Origin of the sequence: Oryzobacter faecalis (genome assembly GCF_046764005.1) — a bacterium.
Lineage (GTDB): Bacteria > Actinomycetota > Actinomycetes > Actinomycetales > Dermatophilaceae > Oryzobacter > Oryzobacter faecalis.
The window spans coordinates 13589-37299 of the sequence record NZ_JBKOFW010000002.1 but is presented as its reverse complement, the minus strand read 5'-3'; the positions used below and the strand labels follow the sequence as shown (position 1 = coordinate 37299).

20 protein-coding genes and 1 tRNA gene are annotated in these 23711 nt (G+C 73.5%); 15 read left to right on the top strand and 6 right to left on the bottom strand.

What is annotated here, in order from left to right:
• Positions 1-20: 20 nt before the first annotated feature.
• The 3 genes from ACK8HX_RS04040 to ACK8HX_RS04030 form a co-directional block, all read right to left on the bottom strand.
• A complete protein-coding gene (locus tag ACK8HX_RS04040) occupies positions 21-497 on the bottom strand; it encodes an anthrone oxygenase family protein (protein ID WP_411939377.1) in 477 nt (158 codons plus the stop codon).
• Between the two features lie 39 nt (positions 498-536).
• Entirely contained in the window at positions 537-737 is a 201-nt protein-coding gene (locus tag ACK8HX_RS04035) for a hypothetical protein (protein ID WP_411939376.1), read from the bottom strand.
• 412 nt (positions 738-1149) lie between these two features.
• Positions 1150-1220 (bottom strand) — tRNA-Gly (locus tag ACK8HX_RS04030).
• A 180-nt stretch (positions 1221-1400) separates the two neighbouring features.
• Here ACK8HX_RS04030 and dcd point away from each other — a divergent pair.
• The 3 genes from dcd to ACK8HX_RS04015 are packed head-to-tail and all read left to right on the top strand — an operon-like array spanning position 1401 to position 3113.
• Positions 1401-1976 (top strand): dCTP deaminase, encoded by a 576-nt coding sequence (dcd, locus tag ACK8HX_RS04025; RefSeq protein ID WP_411939375.1) that lies wholly within the window; start codon positions 1401-1403, stop codon positions 1974-1976.
• A 10-nt stretch (positions 1977-1986) separates the two neighbouring features.
• Positions 1987-2376, top strand: coding sequence for a divalent-cation tolerance protein CutA (cutA, locus tag ACK8HX_RS04020; RefSeq protein WP_411939374.1), 390 nt, complete (start codon positions 1987-1989; stop codon positions 2374-2376).
• Positions 2373-3113, top strand: coding sequence for an alpha/beta hydrolase (locus ACK8HX_RS04015; RefSeq protein WP_411939373.1), 741 nt, complete (start codon positions 2373-2375; stop codon positions 3111-3113). The genes cutA and ACK8HX_RS04015 overlap by 4 nt, the downstream gene beginning before the upstream one ends.
• Here ACK8HX_RS04015 and ACK8HX_RS04010 read toward each other — a convergent pair.
• Positions 3076-4470, bottom strand: a complete 1395-nt coding sequence (locus ACK8HX_RS04010; protein ID WP_411939372.1) for an MFS transporter — start codon at positions 4468-4470, stop codon at positions 3076-3078. The two genes, ACK8HX_RS04015 and ACK8HX_RS04010, sit on opposite strands and share 38 nt — an antisense overlap.
• Positions 4471-4625: 155 nt before the next feature.
• On the opposite strand from ACK8HX_RS04010, the gene ACK8HX_RS04005 reads away from it, so the two are divergent.
• The 4 genes from ACK8HX_RS04005 to ACK8HX_RS03990 all read left to right on the top strand — a co-directional run bounded on the left by ACK8HX_RS04005 (position 4626) and on the right by ACK8HX_RS03990 (position 8193).
• Complete coding sequence (locus ACK8HX_RS04005; protein ID WP_411939371.1) at positions 4626-5771, top strand: ABC transporter ATP-binding protein; 1146 nt, start codon at positions 4626-4628, stop codon at positions 5769-5771.
• A complete protein-coding gene (locus tag ACK8HX_RS04000; RefSeq protein WP_411939370.1) occupies positions 5768-6415 on the top strand; it encodes an ABC transporter permease in 648 nt (215 codons plus the stop codon). Before ACK8HX_RS04005 ends, ACK8HX_RS04000 begins: the two co-directional genes overlap by 4 nt.
• Positions 6412-7173 (top strand): ABC transporter permease, encoded by a 762-nt coding sequence (locus ACK8HX_RS03995; protein ID WP_411939369.1) that lies wholly within the window; start codon positions 6412-6414, stop codon positions 7171-7173. The genes ACK8HX_RS04000 and ACK8HX_RS03995 overlap by 4 nt, the downstream gene beginning before the upstream one ends.
• Before the next feature lie 99 nt (positions 7174-7272).
• Complete coding sequence (locus tag ACK8HX_RS03990; protein WP_411939368.1) at positions 7273-8193, top strand: ABC transporter substrate-binding protein; 921 nt, start codon at positions 7273-7275, stop codon at positions 8191-8193.
• Between the two features lie 190 nt (positions 8194-8383).
• Here the strand turns inward: ACK8HX_RS03990 and ACK8HX_RS03985 are convergent, their stop codons facing one another.
• A complete protein-coding gene (locus tag ACK8HX_RS03985) occupies positions 8384-11371 on the bottom strand; it encodes a (Fe-S)-binding protein (RefSeq protein ID WP_411939883.1) in 2988 nt (995 codons plus the stop codon).
• Positions 11372-11633: 262 nt separating this feature from the next.
• On the opposite strand from ACK8HX_RS03985, the gene ACK8HX_RS03980 reads away from it, so the two are divergent.
• The 8 genes from ACK8HX_RS03980 to cysE all read left to right on the top strand — a co-directional run bounded on the left by ACK8HX_RS03980 (position 11634) and on the right by cysE (position 21220).
• Positions 11634-12839 (top strand): ROK family transcriptional regulator, encoded by a 1206-nt coding sequence (locus ACK8HX_RS03980; protein ID WP_411939367.1) that lies wholly within the window; start codon positions 11634-11636, stop codon positions 12837-12839.
• Complete coding sequence (locus ACK8HX_RS03975; protein ID WP_411939366.1) at positions 12836-13798, top strand: carbohydrate ABC transporter permease; 963 nt, start codon at positions 12836-12838, stop codon at positions 13796-13798. The genes ACK8HX_RS03980 and ACK8HX_RS03975 overlap by 4 nt, the downstream gene beginning before the upstream one ends.
• Complete coding sequence (locus tag ACK8HX_RS03970) at positions 13791-14702, top strand: carbohydrate ABC transporter permease (protein WP_411939365.1); 912 nt, start codon at positions 13791-13793, stop codon at positions 14700-14702. The genes ACK8HX_RS03975 and ACK8HX_RS03970 overlap by 8 nt, the downstream gene beginning before the upstream one ends.
• 44 nt (positions 14703-14746) lie before the next feature.
• Complete coding sequence (locus tag ACK8HX_RS03965) at positions 14747-16009, top strand: ABC transporter substrate-binding protein (RefSeq protein ID WP_411939364.1); 1263 nt, start codon at positions 14747-14749, stop codon at positions 16007-16009.
• Positions 16010-16107: 98 nt separating this feature from the next.
• Positions 16108-17238 (top strand): glycoside hydrolase family 15 protein, encoded by a 1131-nt coding sequence (locus ACK8HX_RS03960; protein ID WP_411939363.1) that lies wholly within the window; start codon positions 16108-16110, stop codon positions 17236-17238.
• A complete protein-coding gene (locus ACK8HX_RS03955) occupies positions 17235-19544 on the top strand; it encodes a glycoside hydrolase family 31 protein (RefSeq protein ID WP_411939362.1) in 2310 nt (769 codons plus the stop codon). Before ACK8HX_RS03960 ends, ACK8HX_RS03955 begins: the two co-directional genes overlap by 4 nt.
• 144 nt (positions 19545-19688) lie before the next feature.
• Entirely contained in the window at positions 19689-20624 is a 936-nt protein-coding gene (gene cysK / locus ACK8HX_RS03950) for a cysteine synthase A (RefSeq protein WP_411939361.1), read from the top strand.
• Positions 20625-20626: 2 nt separating this feature from the next.
• Positions 20627-21220 (top strand): serine O-acetyltransferase, encoded by a 594-nt coding sequence (gene cysE, locus ACK8HX_RS03945; protein WP_411939360.1) that lies wholly within the window; start codon positions 20627-20629, stop codon positions 21218-21220.
• Between the two features lie 37 nt (positions 21221-21257).
• On the opposite strand, the gene ACK8HX_RS03940 is transcribed toward cysE, so the two are convergent.
• Complete coding sequence (locus ACK8HX_RS03940) at positions 21258-23627, bottom strand: CHAT domain-containing protein (RefSeq protein ID WP_411939359.1); 2370 nt, start codon at positions 23625-23627, stop codon at positions 21258-21260.
• Between the last annotated feature and the right edge of the window lie 84 nt (positions 23628-23711).

The following is a 23711-nucleotide window of genomic DNA, read 5'->3' as shown; positions in this document are numbered from 1 at the left end:
AAGCCCGCGCCGCGGACTTCTCAGGCGAGCGTCAGCGCCCAGCCGAGGAGGACCGTCGCGGCGACCGAGACGAGCACGCGGACCCAGTTCCAGCGCACCCAGACCGCCTCGTCGAGGGCGGCCCGCGCGGTCGTCGCGGCGTACCGGCCCTCACCGCCGGTCATGGCGGTCACCTTCGCGTTGCGCGGCAGGTGGACCCGTGCCGTGATGCCGGTGCCGACGACGTGGAGGACGAGGGCGGCAGCCGTCCAGGTCCGTGTCGGACCACCCCAGCCGGCCGCCAGCGCCGCGGCGCTGAGGACCGGGGCCCCGAGGAACGCGGTCGCCATGAAGACCGGGTTGACGATGCGCCGGTCCAGGGCCGCGAAGGCCGCGACCGCAGGCTCGTCCGGGAGGTCGGCGACCGCCGGCATCACCGTGTGCGCATAGAGGAGGTAGACGCCGGCGAGCAGCCCGCTCGCGAGGACGGCCCCGAGGAGGAGCACCTGCCCGACCATGGTCGCGAGCGTAGTGGCCCGCGCGGGGCTCCACCGGGGTCAGGCGCGCTGGGTGTCGCTGCGCCGCTTGTGCAGGACGTCGACCGCGATGCCGTAGAGGACCGTCGCGACGAGGAACATGCGCAGGGGCTGCGCCAGCGGCATCGACACCGACGCGAGGAGGGCCCCGCAGAAGGTCATGAGGTAGACGACCCCCCAGAAGGCCCAGCGGAGGAACTGGACGAGCAGGTCGGGGGTCATGGCCGGCCGTCCGGGTGACGGGAACCGGCGAGGCGAGGGTGACGGGTCCGGGGCGTCATGCTCCATCGTGCGCCCGTGAGGCCCTCGTGCGGGAGTCTCGTGCAGGGGAGAATCCGACCGTCGAAGGTCGGCCGTGGTGCTGGGTCTCCTTCGTGGGGCTCGTGGGGCGGATGATCCGCACGCCCGTGCCGATGACGGGATCCGTCGCGTCGGCGCTCGCGGGGGGTGCTCCTCCCGCGCAGAGCGTGGGACCCGCCGATTCCCGCCAGTCCCTCTGAGCCGGTGACGGGATCCGTCGCGCCGGGGCTCGCTCCGCTCGCTCGGGGTTCCTCCCGATTCCCGGCCATCGCCCAGTTTCAGAGAATGACGAACCCCCAGACGAAAAGCGTGTCTGGGGGTTCGTCATTCTCTGAGCCGGTGACGGGAATCGAACCCGCGTGTCCAGCTTGGGAAGCTGGCGCTCTACCATTGAGCTACACCGGCGCGCCGGGTCGAGAACCTCGCAGTCCTCCCCGGCGCCGGACACTCTAGCCGACACGGTGAGCACCCCACGACGCCCGGTCCCCGCGCGCCACCGGTGGGCCGTGTCCAACCTGAGAGCGGCCCCGACGGCATCGCCGCGCGCCGCCGGGCGCTCCGGCGACTCATGGGTAACCTGACCGCGTGCTCCTCTCCGACCGTGACATCCGCGCCGAGGTCGAGGCCGGCCGGGTCCGCCTCGACCCGTGGGACCCGGCGATGATCCAGCCCAGCAGCATCGACGTGCGGCTCGACAAGTTCTTCCGGCTCTTCGACAACCACAAGTACCCGGTCATCGACCCCGCACAGGACCAGGCCGACCTCACCCGCCTCGTGGAGGTCGACCCCGCCGAGGGCTTCGTCCTCCACCCCGGTGAGTTCGTCCTCGGGAGCACCATCGAGACCGTGTCCCTCCCCGACGACCTCGCGGCCCGGGTCGAGGGCAAGTCCAGCCTGGGGCGCCTCGGCCTCCTCACCCACGCGACGGCCGGCTTCGTCGACCCCGGCTTCACCGGTCACGTCACGCTCGAGCTCAGCAACGTCGCCACGCTCCCGATCATGCTGTGGCCGGGGATGAAGATCGGCCAGCTCGCGTTCTTCCGGCTCTCCTCGAGCACCGAGAACCCGTACGGCAGTGCGGCATACGGCTCCCACTACCAAGGGCAACGCGGGCCCACGGCGAGCCGCAGCTTCCAGAACTTCCATCGCGCGGACGTCTGAGCCGGCGGCCGTGCAGCAGGGGCAGGGCCGCGAGCCACACGCAGAGGACCTCGTCGAGGTGCGCGTCAGCGCTCCCGACGCGGACACCGCAGCCGCGCTCGCCCGCGCCCTCGTCGAGGGCCGCCTTGCCGCCTGCGTCCAGGTCCTCCCCGGCATCACCTCCACCTACGTGTGGCGGGGCGAGGTCGAGGAGGAGGCCGAGCACCTCCTCCTCGTCAAGTCCACCGCGAGCCGGTTCGAGGCCATCCGTGCCCTCGTCCGTTCCGAACACCCCTACGACACGCCCGAGGTGCTCGCCGTCCCGGTCGTCGCAGCCGACCCCGCGTACGCCGCGTGGGTCGCCGACACCGTCGACGGCGAGGCTCCGCCGGGCCGGGAGAGGACCGAGGACGACTCATGAACGAACCGAGCACCGGCGTGGCAGAGGGCGCCGATGTCCGGGGGGAGACGAAGCGAGGCGACCGGCACGTGGCAGCCGACCGGGCCGCGGCACTGCTCGATCCCGTCGGCGGTGGCGGCGCCGAGCTGCGCGGTCACGTCCCGGCGCGCCCGCGCGGCGTCGTCCTCGTCCTCCACGGTGGCGCCGAGTCCGGCCGGGCGCCGGTCGCGTGGTGGCGGCTCGCGGTGCTGCGGATGGTGCCCTTCGCCGCCGCCGTCGAACGGGGCACCGGAGGACGCGTCGCGGTGCTGCGGCTGAAGAACCGCGTGCGGGGCTGGAACGGCTCGCGCCAGGACCCCGTCCACGACGCCCGCTGGGCGCTCGACCGGATCCGCCACGTCCTTCCCGGTGTCCCGATCGTCCTCGTCGGCCACTCGATGGGTGGCCGCGTCGCCCTGCGGATGGCCGCCGAGCCCGGAGTCGTCGGCGTCGCCGCCCTCGCGCCGTGGGTCGAGAGCGACGTCGTGGCCGCGCGGCCGGATACCCCTGTGCTGCTCGTCCACGGGTCGCGCGACCGGGTGACCGACCCGAGGCGCACGGCCGTCCTCGCGTCGCGGCTCTACGACCGCGGTGTCGACGTCCGCAGCGTGACGATGGACGGCGACACCCACGCGATGCTCCGTGACGCCGGCGCGTGGCACCGGATCGTCCGGGACTTCGTCATCGAGGTGCTCGACGACCGAGGCCGAACCAGCTGACCAGGCCGCCGAGCGCGAGGAGCACGGCGCACCACGTCATCGCGCCGCGGAAGCCGGAGGCCATCGACGCGGGGTCGAGGTAGTCGTCGCCCGCCAGGCCGACGAGCGCCGGTAGCGCCGCCACCGCCAGGAGCGAACCCGCCCTCGCCACAGCGTTGTTGACGCCACTGGCGACCCCGGCGAGCCGGTCCGGCGCGGCTGCGAGCACCGCCGCCGTCAGGGGTGACACGAGGAGCGCGAGGCCGAGCGCAAAGACGACCATCCCGGGGAGCACGCGCAGCCAGGTCGCCTCGTCGGCGACGGGGAGCAGGAGGAGGGTGCCGCCCGCGCAGACGAGCGGTCCGAGGCTCATCGGGAACCGCGGCCCCGTGCGGGCGGCGAGGCGGGCGGCCGCGCTCGACAGCAGCATGAGGGCGACGGTGACCGGCAGGCTCGACAGCCCGGCCTCGAGGGCGCCCCAGCCCGCGGCCTGGAGCTGGAGGACGACGAAGAGCGTCACTCCGCCGAGCGCGCCGTAGACGAGCACCGTCATCGCGTTGGCCGCGGAGAACACGCGCGACCGGAACATCCCGAGCGGCACCATCGGATGGGCCGACCGGCGCTCGACGACGACGAAGCCGACGGCGCATGCCCCGGCCACGACCCAGGAGGCGACGACGACCGGCCCGGTGGACTCGCCCGCGGCCGTGAGGGCGTAGGTCGCCGCGCCGAGCGAGAGGACGGTGAGGACGGCGCCGGCCACGTCGAACGTGCCTGTGGCAGAAGGGTCCCGGCTCTCGGGCGTGGAACTGCGGGTCAGGAGCAAGACCCCGACGCAGAGGGGGACGTTGATGGCGAAGATCCACCGCCAGCTCGCGTGGTCGACGAGCCAGCCGCCGACGAGCGGACCGAGGGCGGCGGCGATGCCGGACATCCCCGCCCACGTCCCGATGGCGGGAGCGCGGTCCTCCGGCCGGAAGGACGCCTGGATGAGGGCGAGCGCGCCCGGGGTGAGCAGCGCCGCCCCGACACCCTGCAGGACGCGGAGGCCGACGAGCTGCCCCGGCGTCTGGGCGAGGGCGCACAGGGCCGACGCCACCGCGAACGCCACGATGCCGACGAGGTACACCCGCAGCCGCCCGCGGCGGTCCCCGAGGGCGCCCCCGACGAGGACGAGCGAGGCGAGGGCGAGCAGGTAGCCGTTGACGACCCACTGCAGCTGGGCGAGCGAGGCGTCGAGGTCGCGGCCGATGGCCCGCAGCGCGACGTTGACGACCGACCCGTCGAGGATCGCGACCCCCGAGCCGAGGGTCAGCCCGGTGAGCATGCGCCGGCCCCGGGCCGACCGGAGGTCGAGGAAGGCGGGGGCCTCGGTCACCGGCCATGACTACCACGCGGCCCGCCCCGCGCGGGTCCGGGTCCGGGTCCGGGCGCCGTCGCTCGTCGGGCCGTCGGGCCGTCGAAGGTCGGGGGCGCCGTCGGAGGTGTCCGCTAGGTTGGATCGCACGTCGTCGACCTCCGAGGGGGCCAGGCATGATCCGGTTCGATGCCGTGACCAAGCAGTTCCCGGACGGGACGACCGCGGTCGACGAGCTGACGCTCACGGCGCCCACGGGCAGGATCACCGTGCTCGTCGGCCCGTCCGGGTGCGGCAAGACCACGAGCCTGCGCATGGTCAACCGGATGATCGAGCCGACCCGCGGCACCATCACCCTCGACGGGCAGGACACCGGGCGGATGGACGAGGCCGAGCTGCGCCGCGGCATCGGCTACGTCATCCAGCACGCGGGACTGTTCCCGCACCGCACCGTCCTCGACAACATCGGCACCGTGCCCCGGCTCCTCGGGTGGGACCGGAAGCGGGTCCGCGACCGGTCCGCCGAGCTGCTCGAGCGCGTCGGGCTCGCCCCCCAGCTGGGTGGTCGGTACCCCGCCCAGCTGTCCGGGGGCCAGCAGCAGCGGGTCGGGGTGGCGCGTGCGCTCGCCGCCGACCCGCCGGTCATGCTCATGGACGAGCCGTTCTCGGCCGTCGACCCCGTCGTGCGCGACCAGCTCCAGGACGAGTTCCTGCGCCTGCAGGGCGAGCTCGGCAAGACGATCGTCTTCGTCACCCACGACATCGACGAGGCGATCAAGCTCGGCGACCAGGTGGCGGTGCTGCGGGTCGGGGGGCGTCTGGCGCAGGTCGCCGAACCCTCCTACCTGCTCGCCCACCCGGCCGACGACTTCGTCGCCGACTTCGTGGGGCGCGACCGGGGCTACCGGGCGCTGCAGTTCCAGCAGGCCCCGCGGCTGCCGCTGCGGTCCGAGCCGACCGTCGTCATCGGCGAGGTCCCCTCGTCCACCGCCGCGTGGCTCCTCGTCGTCGACGACGAGCGCCATCCCCTCGGCTGGGTCGAGCCGGCGCGCATCGGCACCCGCGAGGTCGCCCGCGACGACCTCCACCGCGGGGGCACCGTCGCCCGCGAGCACGGTTCCCTCCGTGGGGCGCTCGATGCCGCCCTGTCCTCGCCGAGCCGTCGCGGGGTCGTCGTCGACGACAGCGGCGCCCTGTGCGGCACCGTCCTCGCGCACGAGGTGCTCACCGCCATCGAGGAGGCCGACCGTCCCGAGCGCGACGAGGACGACCCGGTGCGCGGCGGGGCCGCGTGGGTCGCCGCGGAGGCCCAGGGCTCGTGACCTGGCTGGCCGACAACTGGCGCACCGTCCTCGACCTCGCGGTCGCGCACGTGTGGCTGGCGGGCGTCCCGCTGCTCCTCGGCCTCGTCGCGTCGCTCCCGCTCGGCTGGGCCGCGAAGCGCTGGCCGCGCTCGTACCCCCCGATCCTCACCTCGACCGGGCTGCTCTACACGATCCCCTCGCTGGCCCTCTTCGTCATCATGCCGGGCCTGCTCGGCACCAAGATCCTCGACCCCGTCAACGTCGTCGTCGCGATGACGATCTACACCGTCGCGCTGCTCGTGCGCACGGTCGCCGACGGCCTCCGCGCCGTCCCCGACCACATCGAGCAGGCCGCGACGGCGATGGGCTACCGCGGCATCCGGCGGCTGTTCGGCGTCGAGCTGCCCCTGGCGGTGCCGGTCATCGCCGCCGGGCTGCGGGTGGCCGCGGTGAGCAACGTCAGCATCATCTCGGTGGCGTCCCTGCTCGGGGTGCCGCAGCTCGGCGACCTCCTCGTCGACGGGTACCAGCGGGTCATCTGGGGCGAGCTGCTCACCGGGATCGCCGCGTGCGTGCTGCTCGCCCTGCTCTTCGACGCCGTCATCGTCGCGCTCACCCGGGTGCTGACGCCGTGGCGGGCGGCCCAGGGAGGGCGCGCATGATCGCCGCACTCCTCGCGTGGTTCACCGACCCCGCCTCGTGGACCGGTGAGGACGGCATCCCCGGGCGGCTCCTCGAGCACCTCGGCTACACGGCGGTGACCCTCCTCGTCGCCGCGGCCGTGGCGATCCCTCTCGGGCTGTGGGTCGGTCACACCGGTCACGCCCGGTGGCTGGTCTCCGTGGCGAACTCGTTGCGTGCGGTGCCGACCCTCGGTCTGCTCTTCGCCGCGGCCCTGGTGCTCTTCCCGCGCATCGGCGGCGACCTCGCCTTCACCGTGCCGAGCGTCCTCGTCCTCGTCCTCCTCGCGGTGCCGCCGCTGCTCGCCGGCACCTATGCGGGGGTCGAGGCCGTCGAGCCCGCGGCGCGGGACGCGGCCAAGGGCGTCGGGATGACGGGCTCCCAGGTCCTGTGGCAGGTGGAGGTCCCCAACGCCCTCCCGCTCCTGTTCTCCGGGGTGCGCTCCGCCGTCCTGCAGGTCGTGGCCACGGCCACCATCGCCTCGTACATCGGCCTCGGTGGGCTGGGGCGGTACCTCATCGACGGGATCGCCCTGTCCGACTACGGGCGGGCCGCCGGGGGAGCCCTGCTCGTCGCGGTGCTCGCGCTCGTCCTCGACGCCCTCCTCGCCCTGCTCCAGCGCCGGGTCGTCTCGCCCGGGCTGTCCGGCGGGAACCGTGTCGGTGGCCGGGGGAAGGATTCGTCGCGGCCGGAGGTTGAGGGCGACAGCGCGGCGGCCACCGTCCGCGCACCCGCCTGACCCCGGACGCTCCACCGCAGCACCGACCCGACCCCCAGCACCGACCCCGACCCCGCACCACCGCCAGCCCCGCGCCCCCCCAGGAAGGGACCAACTCCCATGAAGCGCAGAACCTTCGCCACCGCCATCGCAGCGGCCTCGATCATCGGGCTCACCGCCTGCGGCAGCGGGGGCGACCCGCTGGCCTCCGACACCCCCTCCGGCACCGCGAGCGCCGGAGGCGGCGGCGGGTCGATCGTCGTCGGCGGCGCCAACTTCTCCGAGTCCACGCTCCTCGCGGAGATCTACGCCGGCGCCCTGCGCGCCAAGGGGATCGACGCGACGACCAAGCCCAACATCGGCTCGCGCGAGGTGTACCTGCGCGCGCTCGAGGACAACTCGGTGCAGGTCTTCCCCGAGTACACCGGCGCCCTCGCGTTCTACTACGACAAGGACTACACCGGCACCGACCCGGAGGAGGTCTACACCCACGTCCAGGAGGTCATCCCGGACACCCTCAAGGTGCTCGAGAAGTCGGCCGCCGAGGACAACGACTCGATCGTCGTCACCAAGGAGACCGCGGAGAAGTACAAGCTCGCGACCATCGAGGACCTCAAGGCCGTCGCCGGTGAGCTCACCCTGTCGGCGCCGCCGGAGTTCAAGGAGCGCCCGCAGGGCATCCCCGGCCTCGAGAAGACCTACGGCGTGACGTTCAAGTCGTTCCGCCCGCTCACCGGCCAGGGCATCGTCCAGGCGCTGAAGAACGGCCAGGTCCAGGCGGCGAACATCTTCTCCACGGACCCGAACATCGCGGCCAATGGCTTCGTCCAGCTCGAGGACACCAAGAAGCTCTTCGGGTCGCAGAACATCGTGCCGCTCGTGCGCGCCGACAAGGCCGACCAGGTCAAGCCCGTCCTCGACGCCGTGTCGGCGAAGCTGACCACCGAGGTCATCGCCGGACTGCTCAAGGAGACCGACATCGACAAGAAGGACCCCAAGGCCGTGGCCGAGGCGTTCCTCAAGGCCAACGGCCTCGCCTGACGGCCTCCCTTCCGCGGGCCGGTGCGGCCCGCCCGAACCGATGACGTGGGCCCCGGCGCGTACTGCGCCGGGGCCCACGTCGTGCCTGCGGCGGGTGGGGCCGGGACCCCGCCCCGACCGTCGACCCCTGCCTGACTTCGTCAACCCGCTTGATCGATCGATCCAGCGGGTTGACGGTGCCGGGGCGAGGTCAGTCCCAGGGGTCGGGTTCGTCGAGCAGCGCGGGGTCGCCCTTGGCGTCCCCGGCTGATGCTGCCGGCTTCCGGGCGGGCTCGTCCGTGGGATCCACCGACCCAGGCGCGGGCGCCGGGGCCGGTGCGGCTGCACCGGCCGGCTCGTCCCAAGGGTCGACGTCGTCGGTGGATGCCGCCGCGTCCGCTCTGACCTTCTCCTCGGACGGCTCTCCCTCGGAGCGCCCGGCCGTGGTGTCCTCGACGGCCGGCGGCTCGTCCCAGGGGTCCGGCTCGGCGCCCGAGGGGTCGACGTTCTCGGCGGCGGGCTCCGGCGCGGGTGCTGCGGCCGTGGTCGGCGCGGGCTCGTCCCACGGGTCGGCCTCGTCGGTTGCGGGGGCGGTCGTGGTCGGTGCGGGCTCGTCCCACGGGTCGGCCTCGTCGGTTGCGGGTGCTGCGGTCGTGGTCGGTGCCGGTGCGGCCGCGGTGGGGGTGTCGTCCCAGGGGTCGGTGTCGGCGGCGTCGTTTGCCGCAGGGGCACCACCGCCCTCTTGGTCGATGTCGTCCCTGGGGGCCGCGGCAGCAACCGGTGCCGTGGTCGCCGCCGCGGTCGCGGCCACCGGAACTGCCGGCTGGGTGGCTGCCGGCTGGTCTGCGACCGGCGCCTCCTCTTCCTCGACCTCCTGGCTGCGGCGGACGGCGGCGAGGAGCATCTGGGCGACGTCGACGACCTCGACGTCCTCCGCCTCGCCGGTGGCCTGCTTGGCGGTCAGTCCGTCGGAGATCATGACGCGGCAGAACGGGCACCCGATGGCGATGCGCTCGGCGCCGGTGGCGACGGCCTCGTCGGTCCGGCTGGTGTTGATCCGGGTGCCGAGCTTCTCCTCCATCCACATCCGGGCGCCGCCGGCGCCGCAGCAGAACGACTTCTCGCCCGAGCGCGGCATCTCGCGCAGCTCGACCCCGGGAAGGGCGCCGATGAGCTCGCGCGGCGGGGCGTACACGTGGTTGTGCCGTCCGAGGTAGCAGGGGTCGTGGTAGGTCACGGTCGCGGCGGTCGAGGCGGCGTTGCGAGCGGTCGACATCCCCGGCACGTCGGCCGGACGGGCGACCGGGGTCAGCTTCTTCTCGCGGACGAGCCGGTTGAGCAGCTGGGTGTGGTGGACGACCTCGTACGAGCCGCCGACGGCCGGGTACTCGTTCTTGATCGTGTTGAAGCAGTGGGCGCAGGTGACGACGACCTTCGTGACGCCGAACTCCCCGAACGTCTCGACGTTCTGTGCCGCGAGGGTCTGGAAGAGCAGCTCGTTGCCGGCGCGGCGGGCGGAGTCACCGGTGCAGGTCTCGCCGTCGCCGAGGACGGCGAACGAGACCCCGGCGGTGTCGAGGAGCTCGGCCACGGCGCGGGTGGTCTTCTTCGCGCGGTCCTCGTACGCGCCGGCGCAGCCGACCCAGAACAGCCACTCGACGTCCGAGGCCTTCTCGACGTCCTGGCCGAGCACCTTGACGGGGAACGGGAGGTCCTTGGCCCAGTCGAGCCGGGCCCGGGCACCCATGCCCCACGGGTTGCCCTTGCCCTCGAGGTTCTTGAACAGCCCGCCGAGCTCGGAGGGGAACGCCGACTCGATGAGCGTGGCGTAGCGGCGCATGTCGACGATGTGGTCGACGTGCTCGATGTCGACGGGGCACTGCTCGACGCACGCCCCGCACGTCGTGCAGGACCACAGGACGTCGGCGTCGATGACGGCGTCGGGGCCGTGCGGGTTGTAGGCGGTCAGCGGCGCGGTGATGTCATAGCCGGTGTCGCCGACGAGCGAGACCTCGGGCCACGAGACCGTCTTCGACGTCGCTGCGCCCTCCAGCCCGTGCGTCGCGTCGGGGGCGGGCTGCCGCGCCGCGACGGTGGCGAGAGCCTTGTCGCTGTCGCCCGCGTGCTCGGCGAGGGCCCTGAGGTAGGGCGCCTTGGCGTCGGCGTGGTCGCGCAGCGTCATCATCAACAGCTTGGGCGAGAGCGGCTTCTCGGTGTTCCACGCCGGGCACTGCGACTGGCAGCGGCCGCACTCGGTGCAGGTGGAGAAGTCGAGCAGGCCCTTCCACGTGAAGTCCTCGACCGCCCCGACGCCGAGGCGCTCGCCCTCCTCCATCTCCTCGAGCGCGTCGAGCGTGAACGGCTCGCCGCCCACGGTGAGCGGGCGCACGGTGCCCAGCGCGGTGCGGCCGGAGGCCTCCCGCTTGAACCAGATGTTCGGGAAGGCGAGGAAGCGGTGCCAGGCGACACCCATCGTCGGCTGCAGGGCGATCGTGATCATCCACGCGAAGGAGATGAGGATCTTCACCGTCGCCACGACGTACACCCAGGTCGCCAGCCCCGGCAGCGACGCCCCGGACCACAGCCCCGCCATCCAGCCGGTCAGGGGGAAGTGCAGCGCCAGCGAGGTGTCCGGCTCCAGCCGGGTGACGATCGCCGCCTCGAGGCCGCGCAGGGCCAGGATGCAGATCGTGACGAACAGGATCGTGGCCTCGACGTAGTACGCCTGCCAGAACGTCGACCCGAAGAACCGCGAGCGGCGCCCGCCCTCACCGGCGGCCGAGCGCGGGTGCTCCTTCTGGCGGATCGCCATGAGGACGACGATGCCGACCAGGCCCGTCCAGGCGAACAGCTCGACGACCCACTCGAACGGCGCGAAGTGGCCGATGACGGGCAGCCGGTAGTCGGGCTGGACCAGCTGGAAGAACGCGTTGATCAGCGTCGTGAACAGGATGAGGAAGGCCAGCGCGGTGAACCAGTGCGCGGCCGCGACGACCTTCAGCCGGGACATCCGCGTGTGGCCGAGGAACTCCTTGGCGAGGGTCCACGTCCGCGCGGCCGGTGCGTCGGTGCGCGTCGTGTCCGGCCGGCCCAGGCGGTACAGCGCGACGAAGCGGCCGACCTGCCGGAACAGCAGCGCCCACCCGACGAGCGGGACCACGGTGCACACGACGAGCGCGACCACCTGGACCGCGCCCAGCCCCCCGAACCGTTCGTCCGGGACGGGGAGGACCGCCCCGCTGAGGGCGGGTCCCACGGCGGGCACGACGACGGGCGCGAGCGTCACGGACATGGAGCGCAGCCTACCGGCGGGTAAGCGAGCGCTCACCTGCCTGTGACGACGGTCAAGCGGCCACCCCGGGGCGGTCCGCCGGAGACGTCGTCCCGAAGGGCTTGACGCCGGCGGCAGCAGCAGTTAATTTGTGTCTAAATTTACTGCCGAACTAAGCGGGTGAACGACGGTGTCACGGCCTTCCCAGACGAACCGGGGTGACCTGGTCCGCGCCGCCGTGCTCGGCCTCCTCGGGACCCGGGGCCCGTCCTCGCGCGCCGACATCGCCCGCGTGCTCGGCGTGAGCCCGGCGACGGTGACGCAGACGACGAAGGACCTCCTCAGCCGCTCGCTCATCACCGAGCTCGAGTCGGTGCCGAGCCTCGGAGGACGGCCGGCCCGCCTCCTCGGCCTCGTCGACGCCGCGGGTGGCGCCATCGGCGCCAAGGTCACCGCCGACCACGTCCGCATCGTCTCGGTCGGCCTCGACGGGGCGGTTCGCGACTCCGCGTACGTCGACCTCGACGCGAGCGGTGACCGGGCGCTCGACCAGATCACCTCGGTGCTCGGCGAGGCGGTCCGGGCCCACGACGGGCCCCTGCTCGGGGTCGGCGTCGGCCTGCCCGGTGCGGTCGATGCCCAGGCCTCCGGCATCGTCGACGCCCCGACCCTCGGCTGGAACCGGCTGCCGGTCGGCCCGCAGCTGCGCCAGGTCCTCGACGTCCCCGTGCTCGTCGACAACGACGTCAACACCCTCGCGGCCGCCGAGATCCTCTACGGCACCGGCCGCAGCCACGAGAACTTCCTCGTCGTGACCATCGGCCGTGGCATCGGGCTCGGCATCGTCCAGAACGGCGCCGTCAGCCGCGGGGCCCACGGCGGTGCGGGCGAGTTCGGCCACACCCCGGTCGCCGTCGACGGCCCGCCCTGTGGCTGCGGGAACCGCGGCTGCCTCGAGGGCTTCGTCGGTGAGGCCGGTCTGCTCGCGGCGGCGCGGGAGGCCGGTGTCGTCGGCCCGCGCGGCTCCCTGCGCACGCTCGTCCGCGCCGCAGACGCCGGCGACCCCGCCGCACTGGCCGTCTACGCCGACGCCGGGGCCCTCCTCGGCCGGGCCCTCGCCGGCGCCGTCCACCTCCTCGACCCGGAGGTCGTCGTCCTCCTCGGCGAGGGCATCGACGAGTGGCCGCACTGGGAGGGTGCGTTCGACGCGGCCTTCCGCCGGCACCTCATGCCCGCCCGGCGTGGCGTGCAGGTGCTCGTCGAGCCGTGGAGCGAAGACCAGTGGGCCGTCGGGGCCGCGTCGCTCGTCCTCGCCTCGCCGTTCGACGCGGCCTCGACGGGCCGGGAGGGCGAGCTCGTCCGGGCGCGCCTCCAGACCAACGGGGTGCCGTCGTGAGCGTCGTCGAAGCCCTCCGCAAGACCGGCCGGGGCACCGGGCGGGGCACCCGGCCGCGCACCGGGCCGCGCAGCGGCGGCCCGCGGGGATCCCGCTGGAGGAACCGCGGCTGGGTCCTCCTCTTCCTCGCACCCAGCGCCGTCCCGCTCGTGATGTTCACCGTCGTCCCGATGGTCGGCTCGGCCTGGGTGTCACTGCACTCGTGGAACCTCATCTCGCCGATGGAGTGGGTCGGCCTCGAGAACTACCGCTCGCTCCTCACCGACCCGACGACGCGCACCGTGTTCCGCAACACGCTGCTCTACTGCGCGGGCTACCTGCCGCTCGTCTACGCCGGCGGGCTCGGGCTGGCCCTGGCGCTCAACCAGCGGCTGCGCGGGCGCAGCATGTTCCGCGCGGCGTTCTTCCTGCCGGTCGTCACAAGCTGGGTCGTCGTCGCCCTCGTCTGGAAGTGGCTGCTCAACCCCACGAACGGCCTCGTCAACGCCATGCTCGGCGTGGTCGGGCTGCCGCAGCCCGGGTGGTGGACCGACCCCGTCTGGGCCCTGCCGGCGGTCATCCTCAGCTCGGCGTGGAAGGACCTCGGCTTCGTCATGGTCATCATGCTGGCCGGGCTCCAGGCCATCCCGGCGGACGTCCTCGAGGCGGCGCGGGCCGACGGCGCCAACGCGTGGCAGCGGTTCTGGCGGATCACGCTGCCGCTGCTGTCGCCCTCGACCTTCTTCGTCGTCGTCATCAGCCTCATCAACGGGTTCCAGGTCTTCGACCAGGTCTACGTCATGACGGGTGGCGGACCCAGCGGGTCGAGCCAGGTGGTCGTGGGCCAGGTGTACGACCTGACCTTCCGCTACGGGCGGGCCGGCGAGGCGAGCGCGCTGTCGTGGCTGCTCTTCGCCGTCATCCTCGCGATCACCGCGGTCCAGATCCGCGGCCAGCGCCGGTGGGTGCACCATGCCTGACCTCCTCTACCGTCGTCCCGGCGCACCCCACGACGCCCACTCGAGCGGTCACGAGGCCGTCGCCCGCCCTCGCCCGGGGGTCCGTCGCCGGAGGCCCCGCCCCGCCCGGGTCCTCGCCCACGTCCTGCTCGCGGCGGGTGCCGCCGTCATGCTCTTCCCGTTCCTCTGGACCGTCGTCACGTCCGTGACGCCCGAGGGCAGCCTGGCGGGCGGCCCGACGCTCCTCGTCGAGAACCCCACCCTCGACGCGTACCGGACCCTGTTGGACACCCTCCCGATGTGGCGGATCGTCCTCAACTCGCTGTGGGTGGCCGTCGTCTCGACCGCCCTGCAGCTCGTCACCGGCGCGATGGCCGCCTACGCCTTCGCCCGGCTGGAGTTCCGCGGACGCAGCGTCGTGTTCGGGCTCTACCTGGCGACGCTCATGGTCCCGCTGCAGGTGCTCGTCGTGCCGCTCTTCATCGAGATGAGGACGCTCGAGCTGCAGGACACCTACGCCGGTCTGCTGGCACCGAGCATCGCCTCGGCGTTTGGGGTCTTCCTCCTCAAGCAGGCCGTCGAGTCGGTGCCCCGCGAGCTCGACGAGGCCGCGACGATCGACGGCGCGAGCCACCTGCGGATCTTCCTGCAGGTCATCCTTCCGCTGATCCGCCCGGCGCTCGCCACCGTGGCCGTCTTCGCCTTCATGGCGAGCTGGAACGGCTTCCTCTGGCCGCTCGTCATCATCCGCTCGCCCGAGTTCATGACCCTTCCCCTCGGCCTGGCCACCCTCAACGGGCAGTTCACCACGGAGTGGGACGTCGTCATGGCCGGGTCGGTGTTCTCGATCGTCCCGATCGCCGTTGTCTACCTCCTCGCCCAGCGGCACGTCATCGCCGGCGTCGCCCACACGGGCATCAAGTGACCCCCACCGCGTCCCCTCGCACCCACCCCCGAAAGGAACCATCCATGCGCACCACCACCAGGCGCAGCGTCGCGCCTGCCGTCCTCGCTCTGACCCTCGCCCTCGGGGCATGCGCCCAGGGCTCGGCGACCCGGACCGACGACGCCGCGGCGTCCGGCGGGCCCGTCACCGTCCGCTACATGAACTTCTCCGCCAACGGCGGGCACGAGAAGGACCTCGACGCCATCAAGTTGGCCTTCGAGAAGGCCAACCCCGACGTCAAGGTCCAGATCGAGACGACCCCCTACGACGACTACTTCACCAAGCTCCAGACCGCCGTCGCCGGTGGCACCGCCGCCGACGCGTTCGAGCTCAACTACGAGAACTTCGTGACGTACTCCTCGAACGGCTCTCTCGCCCCGCTCAAGGACGTCGACGCGAGCGGATACAAGCCCTCGCTGCTCGAGGCGTTCTCGGTCGACGGCACGCAGTACGGCCTGCCCGAGTCGTTCTCCAACGTCGTCCTGTTCTACAACAAGGACCTGTTCGAGAAGGCCGGCGTCGCCCTCCCGACGGCCGACTGGACCTGGGCCGACGAGAAGGCCGCCGCCGAGAAGCTCACCGACGAGAAGGCCGGCGTCTGGGGCGACTACCAGCCGATCTCGTTCTTCGAGTACTACAAGGCGGTCGCGCAGGCCGGTGGCGAGTTCCTCAGCACGGACAAGAAGGCGGCGGCGTTCGACTCCGAGGCGGGCCGCAAGGCCGCCGAGTGGCTCGTCGGCAAGTCGGGCACCACGATGCCGACCGAGGCCGACGGCGCCGGGACGCCCGACTTCGACTCGAAGCTGTTCAAGGGCGGCAAGCTCGCCATGTGGCACACCGGGATCTGGATGTTCTCCGGGATGGCCGACGCCCCCTTCGAGTGGGACGTCGTCGTCGAGCCGGGTGACACGAAGAAGGCCTCGGCGATGTTCACCAACGGGGCCGTCGTCAACGCCAAGAGTGCGAACCAGACCGCCGCGCAGCGGTGGATCGCCTTCCTCACCGCCTCCGACGAGATGGTCGCCAAGCGGCTCGAGACCAGCTGGGAGCTGCCGCCCGTCGCCGACGAGGCCAAGCTGAAGGCCTACCTCGACGCCGGCAAGCCCGCGAACCGGCAGGCCGTCTTCGACTCCCTCGACGCCACCGTCCTCCCGCCCGTCGTCGAGCGGCAGCAGGAGATGCAGGACGCCGTCGGCAAGGAGCTGAGCGCTGCCGCCGCCGGGCGGATCTCGGTCGAGGAGGCGGTGGCGAACGCGGCGAAGGCCGTGACCGCCCTCCTCTCGTGACCCGAACGACCGCCTGACCGCCTCACCGCCCGACCCGACCCGCCGACACCGCCGGGCCCGGACCCTGCTCCGGGCCCGGCGGCCACCTGAGGACCTCGATGACGACACTGCCCACCCACCGCACCGACGAGGTCGTGGCCCTCGCCCACCGCAGCCACGCCGTGATCCGTGAGCACCAGCACGCCTCCGGTGCCTACCCGGCGGCGCCGACCTTCTCCGCGTACCAGGGCTACGCGTGGCTGCGGGACGGGGGCTTCACCGCCGAGGGGATGTCGCGTTACGGGGACGTCACGTCGGCCGACGCCTTCCACGACTGGGTCGACGCCACGCTCGCTGACCGCCGCGAGGCGGTCGACGAGGTCGTCCGGCTGCGCGCCGCCGGTGCGGAGGTCCCGCGCGCCCTGCTCCTGCCGACCCGCTTCACCCTCGACGGCGGCGACGGCACCGACGCCTGGTGGGACTTCCAGACCGACGGGTACGGCACGTGGCTGTGGGCGGTCGTCACACACGCGACGCGCCACGCCCTCGACCTCGCGCGCTGGCGGCCCGGCATCGAGGTGGCCGCCGACTTCGTCACCGCGTTGTGGGACCTGCCCTGCTACGACTGGTGGGAGGAGCACGACGAGCATCGTCACGTCTCCACCCTCGGGGCCATCGTCGGCGGGCTCGAGGCGGTCGCGGGCAGCGGTGTCCTCGATGACGACCGCTCGGCCCGGTGCCGGGCGGTGGCCGCCGAGGCCCGGGCGCTCACCCTCGCCGAGGGGGTCGTCGACGGCCACCTCGTCAAGTGGCTCGGGTCCGAGGCCGTCGACGGGTCCCTCCCCGCCTGCGTCGTGCCGTTCGGGCTCGTCCCGCGCGGGTCGGCGCTCGCCGCCGGGACCCTCGAGGCCGTCGCGGCCGAGCTAGACGTCGAGGGCGGGGTGCACCGCTTCCTCGCGGACGTCTTCTACGGGGGTGGCCAGTGGCTGCTCCTCTCCTGCCTCCTCGGGTGGAACCTCGCCGCCGCCGGTGACCGGGAGGGCGCGCGCCGCCTCCTCGACTGGGTCGCCGCCCACGCCACGGCGGAGGGCGAGCTGCCCGAGCAGGTCGACGACCACCTCCTCCACCCGGGCTCGCGGGCCGAGTGGGTCGAGCGGTGGGGCGAGGTCGCGACCCCGCTCCTGTGGTCGCACGGCATGTACCTCGTCCTCGCCGACGAGCTCGGCCTTCTCGACGGGGTCGCACGATGACCGGCCCGCTGCTGCGCCACCGGCCGCACGGCATCGAGCACCCCTACGCGACGTCGCTCGACCAGCGGGTTCCCGTCCTCCCGCTCGCGGGAATGGCCGTCCTCCTCGGCGTCGAGGCCGACGCCTCCGTCGTGGCGGTGTCGTGCGAGTGGGTTCCGGCACCGGCCGGCACCGACCCCTCGCCCCCGCTGGCGCTCGACCTCGCACCACGCTCGGCCTCGGCCGCCGACGCCGCCGCGCTCGCCGGTGGGGAGGGGCACCTGGCGGCCGCCCAGGCCGCCTCCCTCGGGGGCGAGGGAGGGTGGGCCGTCACGAGCCCACCCGTCGACGGGGTCGTCGCCTACCGCTTCACCGCGAGGACGCAGGACGGCCGCGAGGAGACGACGCCCTGGTTCGAGGTCCGCCCCGCACGCTGGGTCGCCCGGGTCCCCGACGGCCTCACCGTCGCGTTCTCCGGCGGCGGGGACCGCGTGGTGCCGGGGTCGGTCGAGTGGCTCGTCACGGACCGCGGGGTGGAGCGGGCGCGGTTCGCGCTGGCGCTCGCCCCGGGTGACCACGTCGTGGGGTTCGGCGAGCGCTACGACCACCTCGACCAGGCCGGCCGACGGCTGGACGCGGTCGTCTTCGAGCAGTACAAGTCGCAGGGGACGCACGGGCGGACCTACCTGCCGATGCCCTTCGCCCACGTCGTGGCGAGCGACGGCTCGTCGTGGGGCTTCCACGTGCGGACCTCCCGGCGCACCTGGTACGACGTCGGCGCCACGGACCCGACCCGGCTGGTGGTCGAGGTCGCCGTGGGCGGGTCGGCGGCCGAGCGGGTCGAGCTCGACCTCCACGAGGGGTCGCCCACGGAGGTGCTCCGTCGGTTCCTCGACGTCGTCGGCCGAGCCGAGGAGCTTCCCGCGTGGGTGTTCCGGCTGTGGGCGTCGGGCAACGAGTGGAACACCCAGGAGCTGGTCACCACCCGGATGGACTCGCACCGGGACCTCGGCATCCCCGTGGGCGTCGTCGTCATCGAGGCGTGGTCCGACGAGGAGGGCATCATGCTGCTGCGCGACGCCCGCTACCGGCCGCGGCCCGACGGCTCGCCCTTCGTCCTCGACGACTTCGAGTTCCCGGCGGACGGCGCCTGGCCGGACCCGCGCGGGATGGTCGACGACCTCCACGCGCGCGGCATCAAGGTGGTCCTCTGGCAGATCCCGCTGCTCAAGACCGCGGCCTCGGAGGACGGCCTCCACGAGCAGGTGCTCGCCGAGGGTGTGGCGATGGTGGCGGGGGACCACGCGGTCCGCGAGGCCGACGGCACGCCCTACCTGAACCGGGGCTGGTGGTTCCCGAAGTCGCTCATGCCCGACCTCTCCGTCCAGCGGACGCGCGACTGGTGGACCGCCAAGCGCGACTACCTCGTCCGCGACCTCGACATCGACGGGTTCAAGACCGACGGCGGCGAGCACGCCTGGGGCCACGACCTCCGGTACGCCGACGGCCGCCGGGGTGACGAGGGGAACAACCTCTTCCCGGTGCACTACGCGCGGGCGTTCGGAGACCTGCTCCGCAAGCACGGGAAGGCACCGGTCACGTTCTCCCGCAGTGGTTTCGCCGGCTCCCAGCCCCACGGGCTGTTCTGGGCCGGTGACGAGGACTCGACCTGGGAGGCCTTCCGGAGCTCCGTCACCGCCGGTCTGACCGCCGCCTCGTGCGGCATCGTGTACTGGGGGTGGGACCTCGCCGGGTTCTCCGGTCCCGTCCCGGACGCCGAGCTCTACCTGCGGGCCGCAGGCGCCTCCGCGTTCATGCCGGTGATGCAGTACCACTCCGAGTTCAACCACCACCAGCGCCCCCTGCGCGACCGGACGCCCTGGTACGTCGCCGAGGTCACGGGTGACGACCGCGTGGTCCCGGTCTTCCGGCGCTTCGCCGTCCTCCGCGAGGCCCTCGTCGAGCACCTCGCGGCCGAGGCAGCGGTCACCGTGGCGACCGACCGCCCGCTCATGCGACCGCTCTTCTTCGACCACCCGTCACTCCCGGCGGTCTGGGAGCACCCTCGCCAGTGGATGCTCGGAGCCGACCTCCTCGTCAGCCCGGTCCTCGAGCCGGGTGCCGAGGCGTGGCCGACCTGGCTCCCCCCGGGGACCTGGGTCGACGTGTGGACCGGGGCGGCGCACGAGGCGGGTGCCGACGGGCTGGTCGCCACCCGGCCCGTCCCCCTCGACGAGGTGCCGGTCTGGTGCCGGGTCGAGGCGTGGCCCGGGCTGTCCGCCGTCTTCGCCGCCGCGCGGGACGTCACGGACCCCGACGAGGGCTGACCGGGCGAGACGCCGTTGCCCCGACCGATAACCGTCTGTTGGAATATGCATAAGCAGGCGTCGGTTGCCCCGATGTCGGCACGACCGACCGGTCGACGGTGTCCACGAGGCGCCCCGCCCGGACCCCCAGCGAAAGGCGACTCGATGCCCATCCTCGACGACGTGACCCAGGCCGTCGGCAACACCCCGCTCGTCCGGCTCAACCGGATCATCGATGCCCCGGAGGGCACGACCGTCGCCGCGAAGCTCGAGTTCTACAACCCGGCGAGCTCGGTCAAGGACCGCATCGGCGTCGCGATCATCGACGCGGCGGAGGCCTCGGGGGAGCTGCCCCCGGGCGGCACGATCGTCGAGGCGACCTCGGGCAACACCGGCATCGCCCTCGCGATGGTCGGGGCCGCCCGCGGCTACAAGGTCGTCCTCGCGATGCCCGAGTCGATGAGCAAGGAGCGCCGCGCCCTCCTGCGCGCGTACGGCGCCGAGCTCATCCTCACCGACCCCTCCCTCGGGATGAAGGGCGCCGTCGCCAAGGCCGACGAGATCGTCGCCGAGCGCGAGGGTGCGGTGCTCGCCCGGCAGTTCGCCAACGCCGCGAACCCCGAGATCCACCGGAGGACGACCGCCGAGGAGATCTGGAAGGACACCGACGGCCAGGTCGACATCGTCGTCGCCGGCATCGGCACGGGCGGCACCATCACCGGGGTCGGCGAGGTCCTCAAGTCCCGCAAGCCCGACGTGCAGATCATCGCCGTCGAGCCCGAGGAGTCGGCCATCCTCAACGGCGGCCAGCCCGGCCCGCACAAGATCCAGGGCATCGGCGCGAACTTCGTCCCCGAGATCCTCAACACCGAGATCTACGACGAGGTCATCGACGTCAACGCGGCGACCTCCGTCGAGTGGGCCCGCAAGGCCGCGACCGACGAGGGACTGCTCGTCGGCATCTCGTCCGGCGCCGCCCTCGCCGCTGCGAACCAGGTCGCCACGCGTCCCGAGAACGCCGGCAAGACGATCGTCGTCGTCATCCCCAGCTTCGGCGAGCGCTACCTCTCGACCATCCTCTTCGAGGGTCTCGTCGACTGACCATGTCCCTCATCCGTGACGCCCGGGCGAGGATCCGCGAGGACCTCGATGCCGCCATGCGGCGCGACCCCGCCGCCGAGAACCGGCTCGATGTCGCCGTGAACTCGCCCGGGCTGCACGCGATCTGGGCCTACCGGGGCCTGCACCGGTTGTGGCAGCGCCCCGGAGGACGGCCTGCTGCCCGCGCCCTGTCCACGGCGGTCCGCGCCGTGACCGGGGTCGAGATCCACCCCGGCGCGCAGATCGGCCGCCGCTTCTTCATCGACCACGGGATGGGCGTCGTCATCGGCGCCACCGCGGTGGTCGGCGACGACGTCATGCTGTACCACGGCGTCACCCTCGGAGGACGCACGCTCGCTCGCGGGACGAAGCGCCACCCCACGGTCGGCGACAGGGTGACCATCGGTGCGGGCGCCCGCGTCCTCGGGGACATCGAGATCGGCGACGACGCGCAGATCGGCGCGAACTCGGTCGTCGTGAAGCCGATCCCGGCAGGCGCGGTCGCCACGGGCATCCCGGCGCAGGTGCGCTTCCCCGACCACCCGGCGCAGGACCCCTACGACGCGCTCTTCTCCGAGCCCGCGATCTTCATCTGACCGTCGGGCCGTCGGGCCCACCGGGAGGCGGACCGGCTCAGGCCGCGTCGTCCGGCGCGGGCGCCCAGTCGGCGCCGTACGCGCAGAACAGGCGGCCCTCCTCGACGCCCGCCGTCGCGAGGTCGAGCGCCTGGGCGGCGTCGAGCCCCTGCGCGAGCACCCGGTGGTACGCCGCCATCACGGCGTGCGCGTCCTCGTCGCCGACGGGTCCGACGGAAGCGACGACCGTCCGCACACCCGTGGCGAGCAGGCTCGCGGTGAGGCCGAGCGCCTCGTCCCCCGTGCGGACGTGCGTGCGTCCGACCTCGCACGAGGAGAGGATGACGTGCTCGGCGCCGACGCCGGTGCGCTGGAACTCGTGCGCGAAGACCGGCCCGTCGCCCATGACGACCGACGAGAAGAGAGGGCTCTCGTCCTGGTGCACCCCGTGGGCGGCGACGTGGACGACGGTGGCGTCGCGCAGCGCGGTCCGCAGCTGCTCGCCGGAGGCCACGCCCCCGCGGGAGCCCGCCGCCGAGGCGACGTCCGGACCCCACACCCGCGCGACGTCCTCGGCCTCGGTCGTCGCGCGCGACAGGCCGGGACCGGCGAGGGAGACGACCCGCTGCACCGGTGACCCCTGACCCGGAGGGGTCGACCGGCGCGCCCAGAACGTCGCCGAGGGCGCCACCGTGACGATCCGGCCGCGGATGCCCGGGACGAGGCGCCACGGGAACGACGCGAGCGACGCCGACGGGATGACGACGAGCCGGTGCGAGCGTGGCAGGACCGGGCCCAGGGCGTCTCCGAGCACCCCGACGCTGCGCGCCATCGACCGCTCGACGACCTCGTGGAGCGGTGTCCCCAGGGCGAGCCGCCGGGTGGTGATGTCGGCGCGCAGCCGGGCCGCGACCTCGACGACCCGATCCCCGCCCGGCACCCGGGTGAGCCGCGCTCCCGACGGGTCGACGGTGACCGCCCAGAGGACGTCGCGGTGCAGGAACAGGCTGAGCAGCCCGGCACGGGCGCCCTCGAGCAGCGGGCGCAGGGCCGAGACCGTGACGGCGCGCTCCTCGGTGCCCGTGCCACCGGCGCGGTGCTGCTCCCAGTCGCGCCGGGCGACGGCGCGCTCCGCCTCGCGCGCCCGTGCCTCGAGGGCCGAGCGACGGGCGGCGTCCGGCGTGTCGAACGCCTCCGCGTGGAGGCGGCGCGCGTCGGCGGTGAGGCGGGCCAGCTCGACGTCGGGGGAGGACACGAGGGGCGGAAGCCGTTGTGAGACACCGCGCCACAGTTCGGTCGCCGAGAACACCTGTGCCGGGGACCCGGTGGCGAGGGCGTGGTCGAGGTGGGCGTCCCGCAGCCGCCGCGTGTGCAGGGCGACGGCGGTGCGCGAGTCGAGGGAGGTGTGCCGCGCCTGCTCGACGGCCAGGCTGTGGGCGCCGCGGCGCAGCTCGCGACGGACGAGGTCGGGGCGGCCCTCCGCGTCGTGGAGCTCGGCGAGGGCGAGGGTTCGCTGGAGGCGCAGGGAGAAGGTCGTCGGCCGTCGCAGCTCGGGTCGGTCGAGGTGGGCGCGGGCCGCCTCGGTACGGCCGACGAGGGCGTTGGCCTCGGCCGCGAGGACCGCGGCCTCGGTCGCCACCGCGCTCGCCGCGGCCGGCCCCGCGACGAGCCGGTCCAGGGTGGTGGCGACGGCCCGTGGCCGCCGCCCCTCGAGCATCTCGGCCTGCAGCCGGAGCAGGGACGCCCGCACCGTCCAGGCCGACTCCGACCCCCTCGCGAACCGCCTCTCGGCGCGCGACGCCCAGCGCCGGGCCTCGGTGACCTCGCCGCGCAGGAGGGCGATGCGCGCCCGCTCGAGGTCGGCCTCGGCGACGTCGTGCGCGACCCCGCCTGCGCGGGCGGCCGCCGCGCCCTCCTCGAGCATCTCGAGGGCCTGGTCGAGCAGCCCGGCCTCGGTGAGGACGCGCGCCCGGTCGAGCGCTGCCGCAGGCGGGAGCAGCGCGTCGCCGAGCTCGCGGGCCTGCTCCATGAGCGCGAGCGCCCGGGGCAGGTTCCCGAGGAGCAGCTGGAGCCGGCCGCGGTTGTGCACGGCGGCGGCGGCGAGGTCCGGGAAGCCGAGCGCCACTGCATCCTGGTGTGCGCGCCGGAGCCGGACGTCGCTGTCGTGGTACCGGCCGAGGAACTGGTAGGTCAACCCGAGGTTGAGGTGGAGCAGGCAGCGGGTGCGCGGGGCGACCTCCGCAGTGAGCGCGACGCCCTCGAGGAGCACCCGCGTGCGCTCCCACTCGCCGACCCGCCCGTGCAGTCCCGCCCGCTGGACCACCGACAGCGAGTGGACCGGCGTCGACGGCCGCCCGGCGAGGAGCTCGTCCGCCGCGTCGAGCAGCGCGAAGGCGCCCTCCCGGTCCCCGCGCTGGACCCGGGCCACCGCGTGCGTGACGTGGACCCGCGCGCGCAGCGTCGCGACGTCGTGGGGGCCGGCGGCACCGTCGCCGTCGAGGCGGCGCAGCGC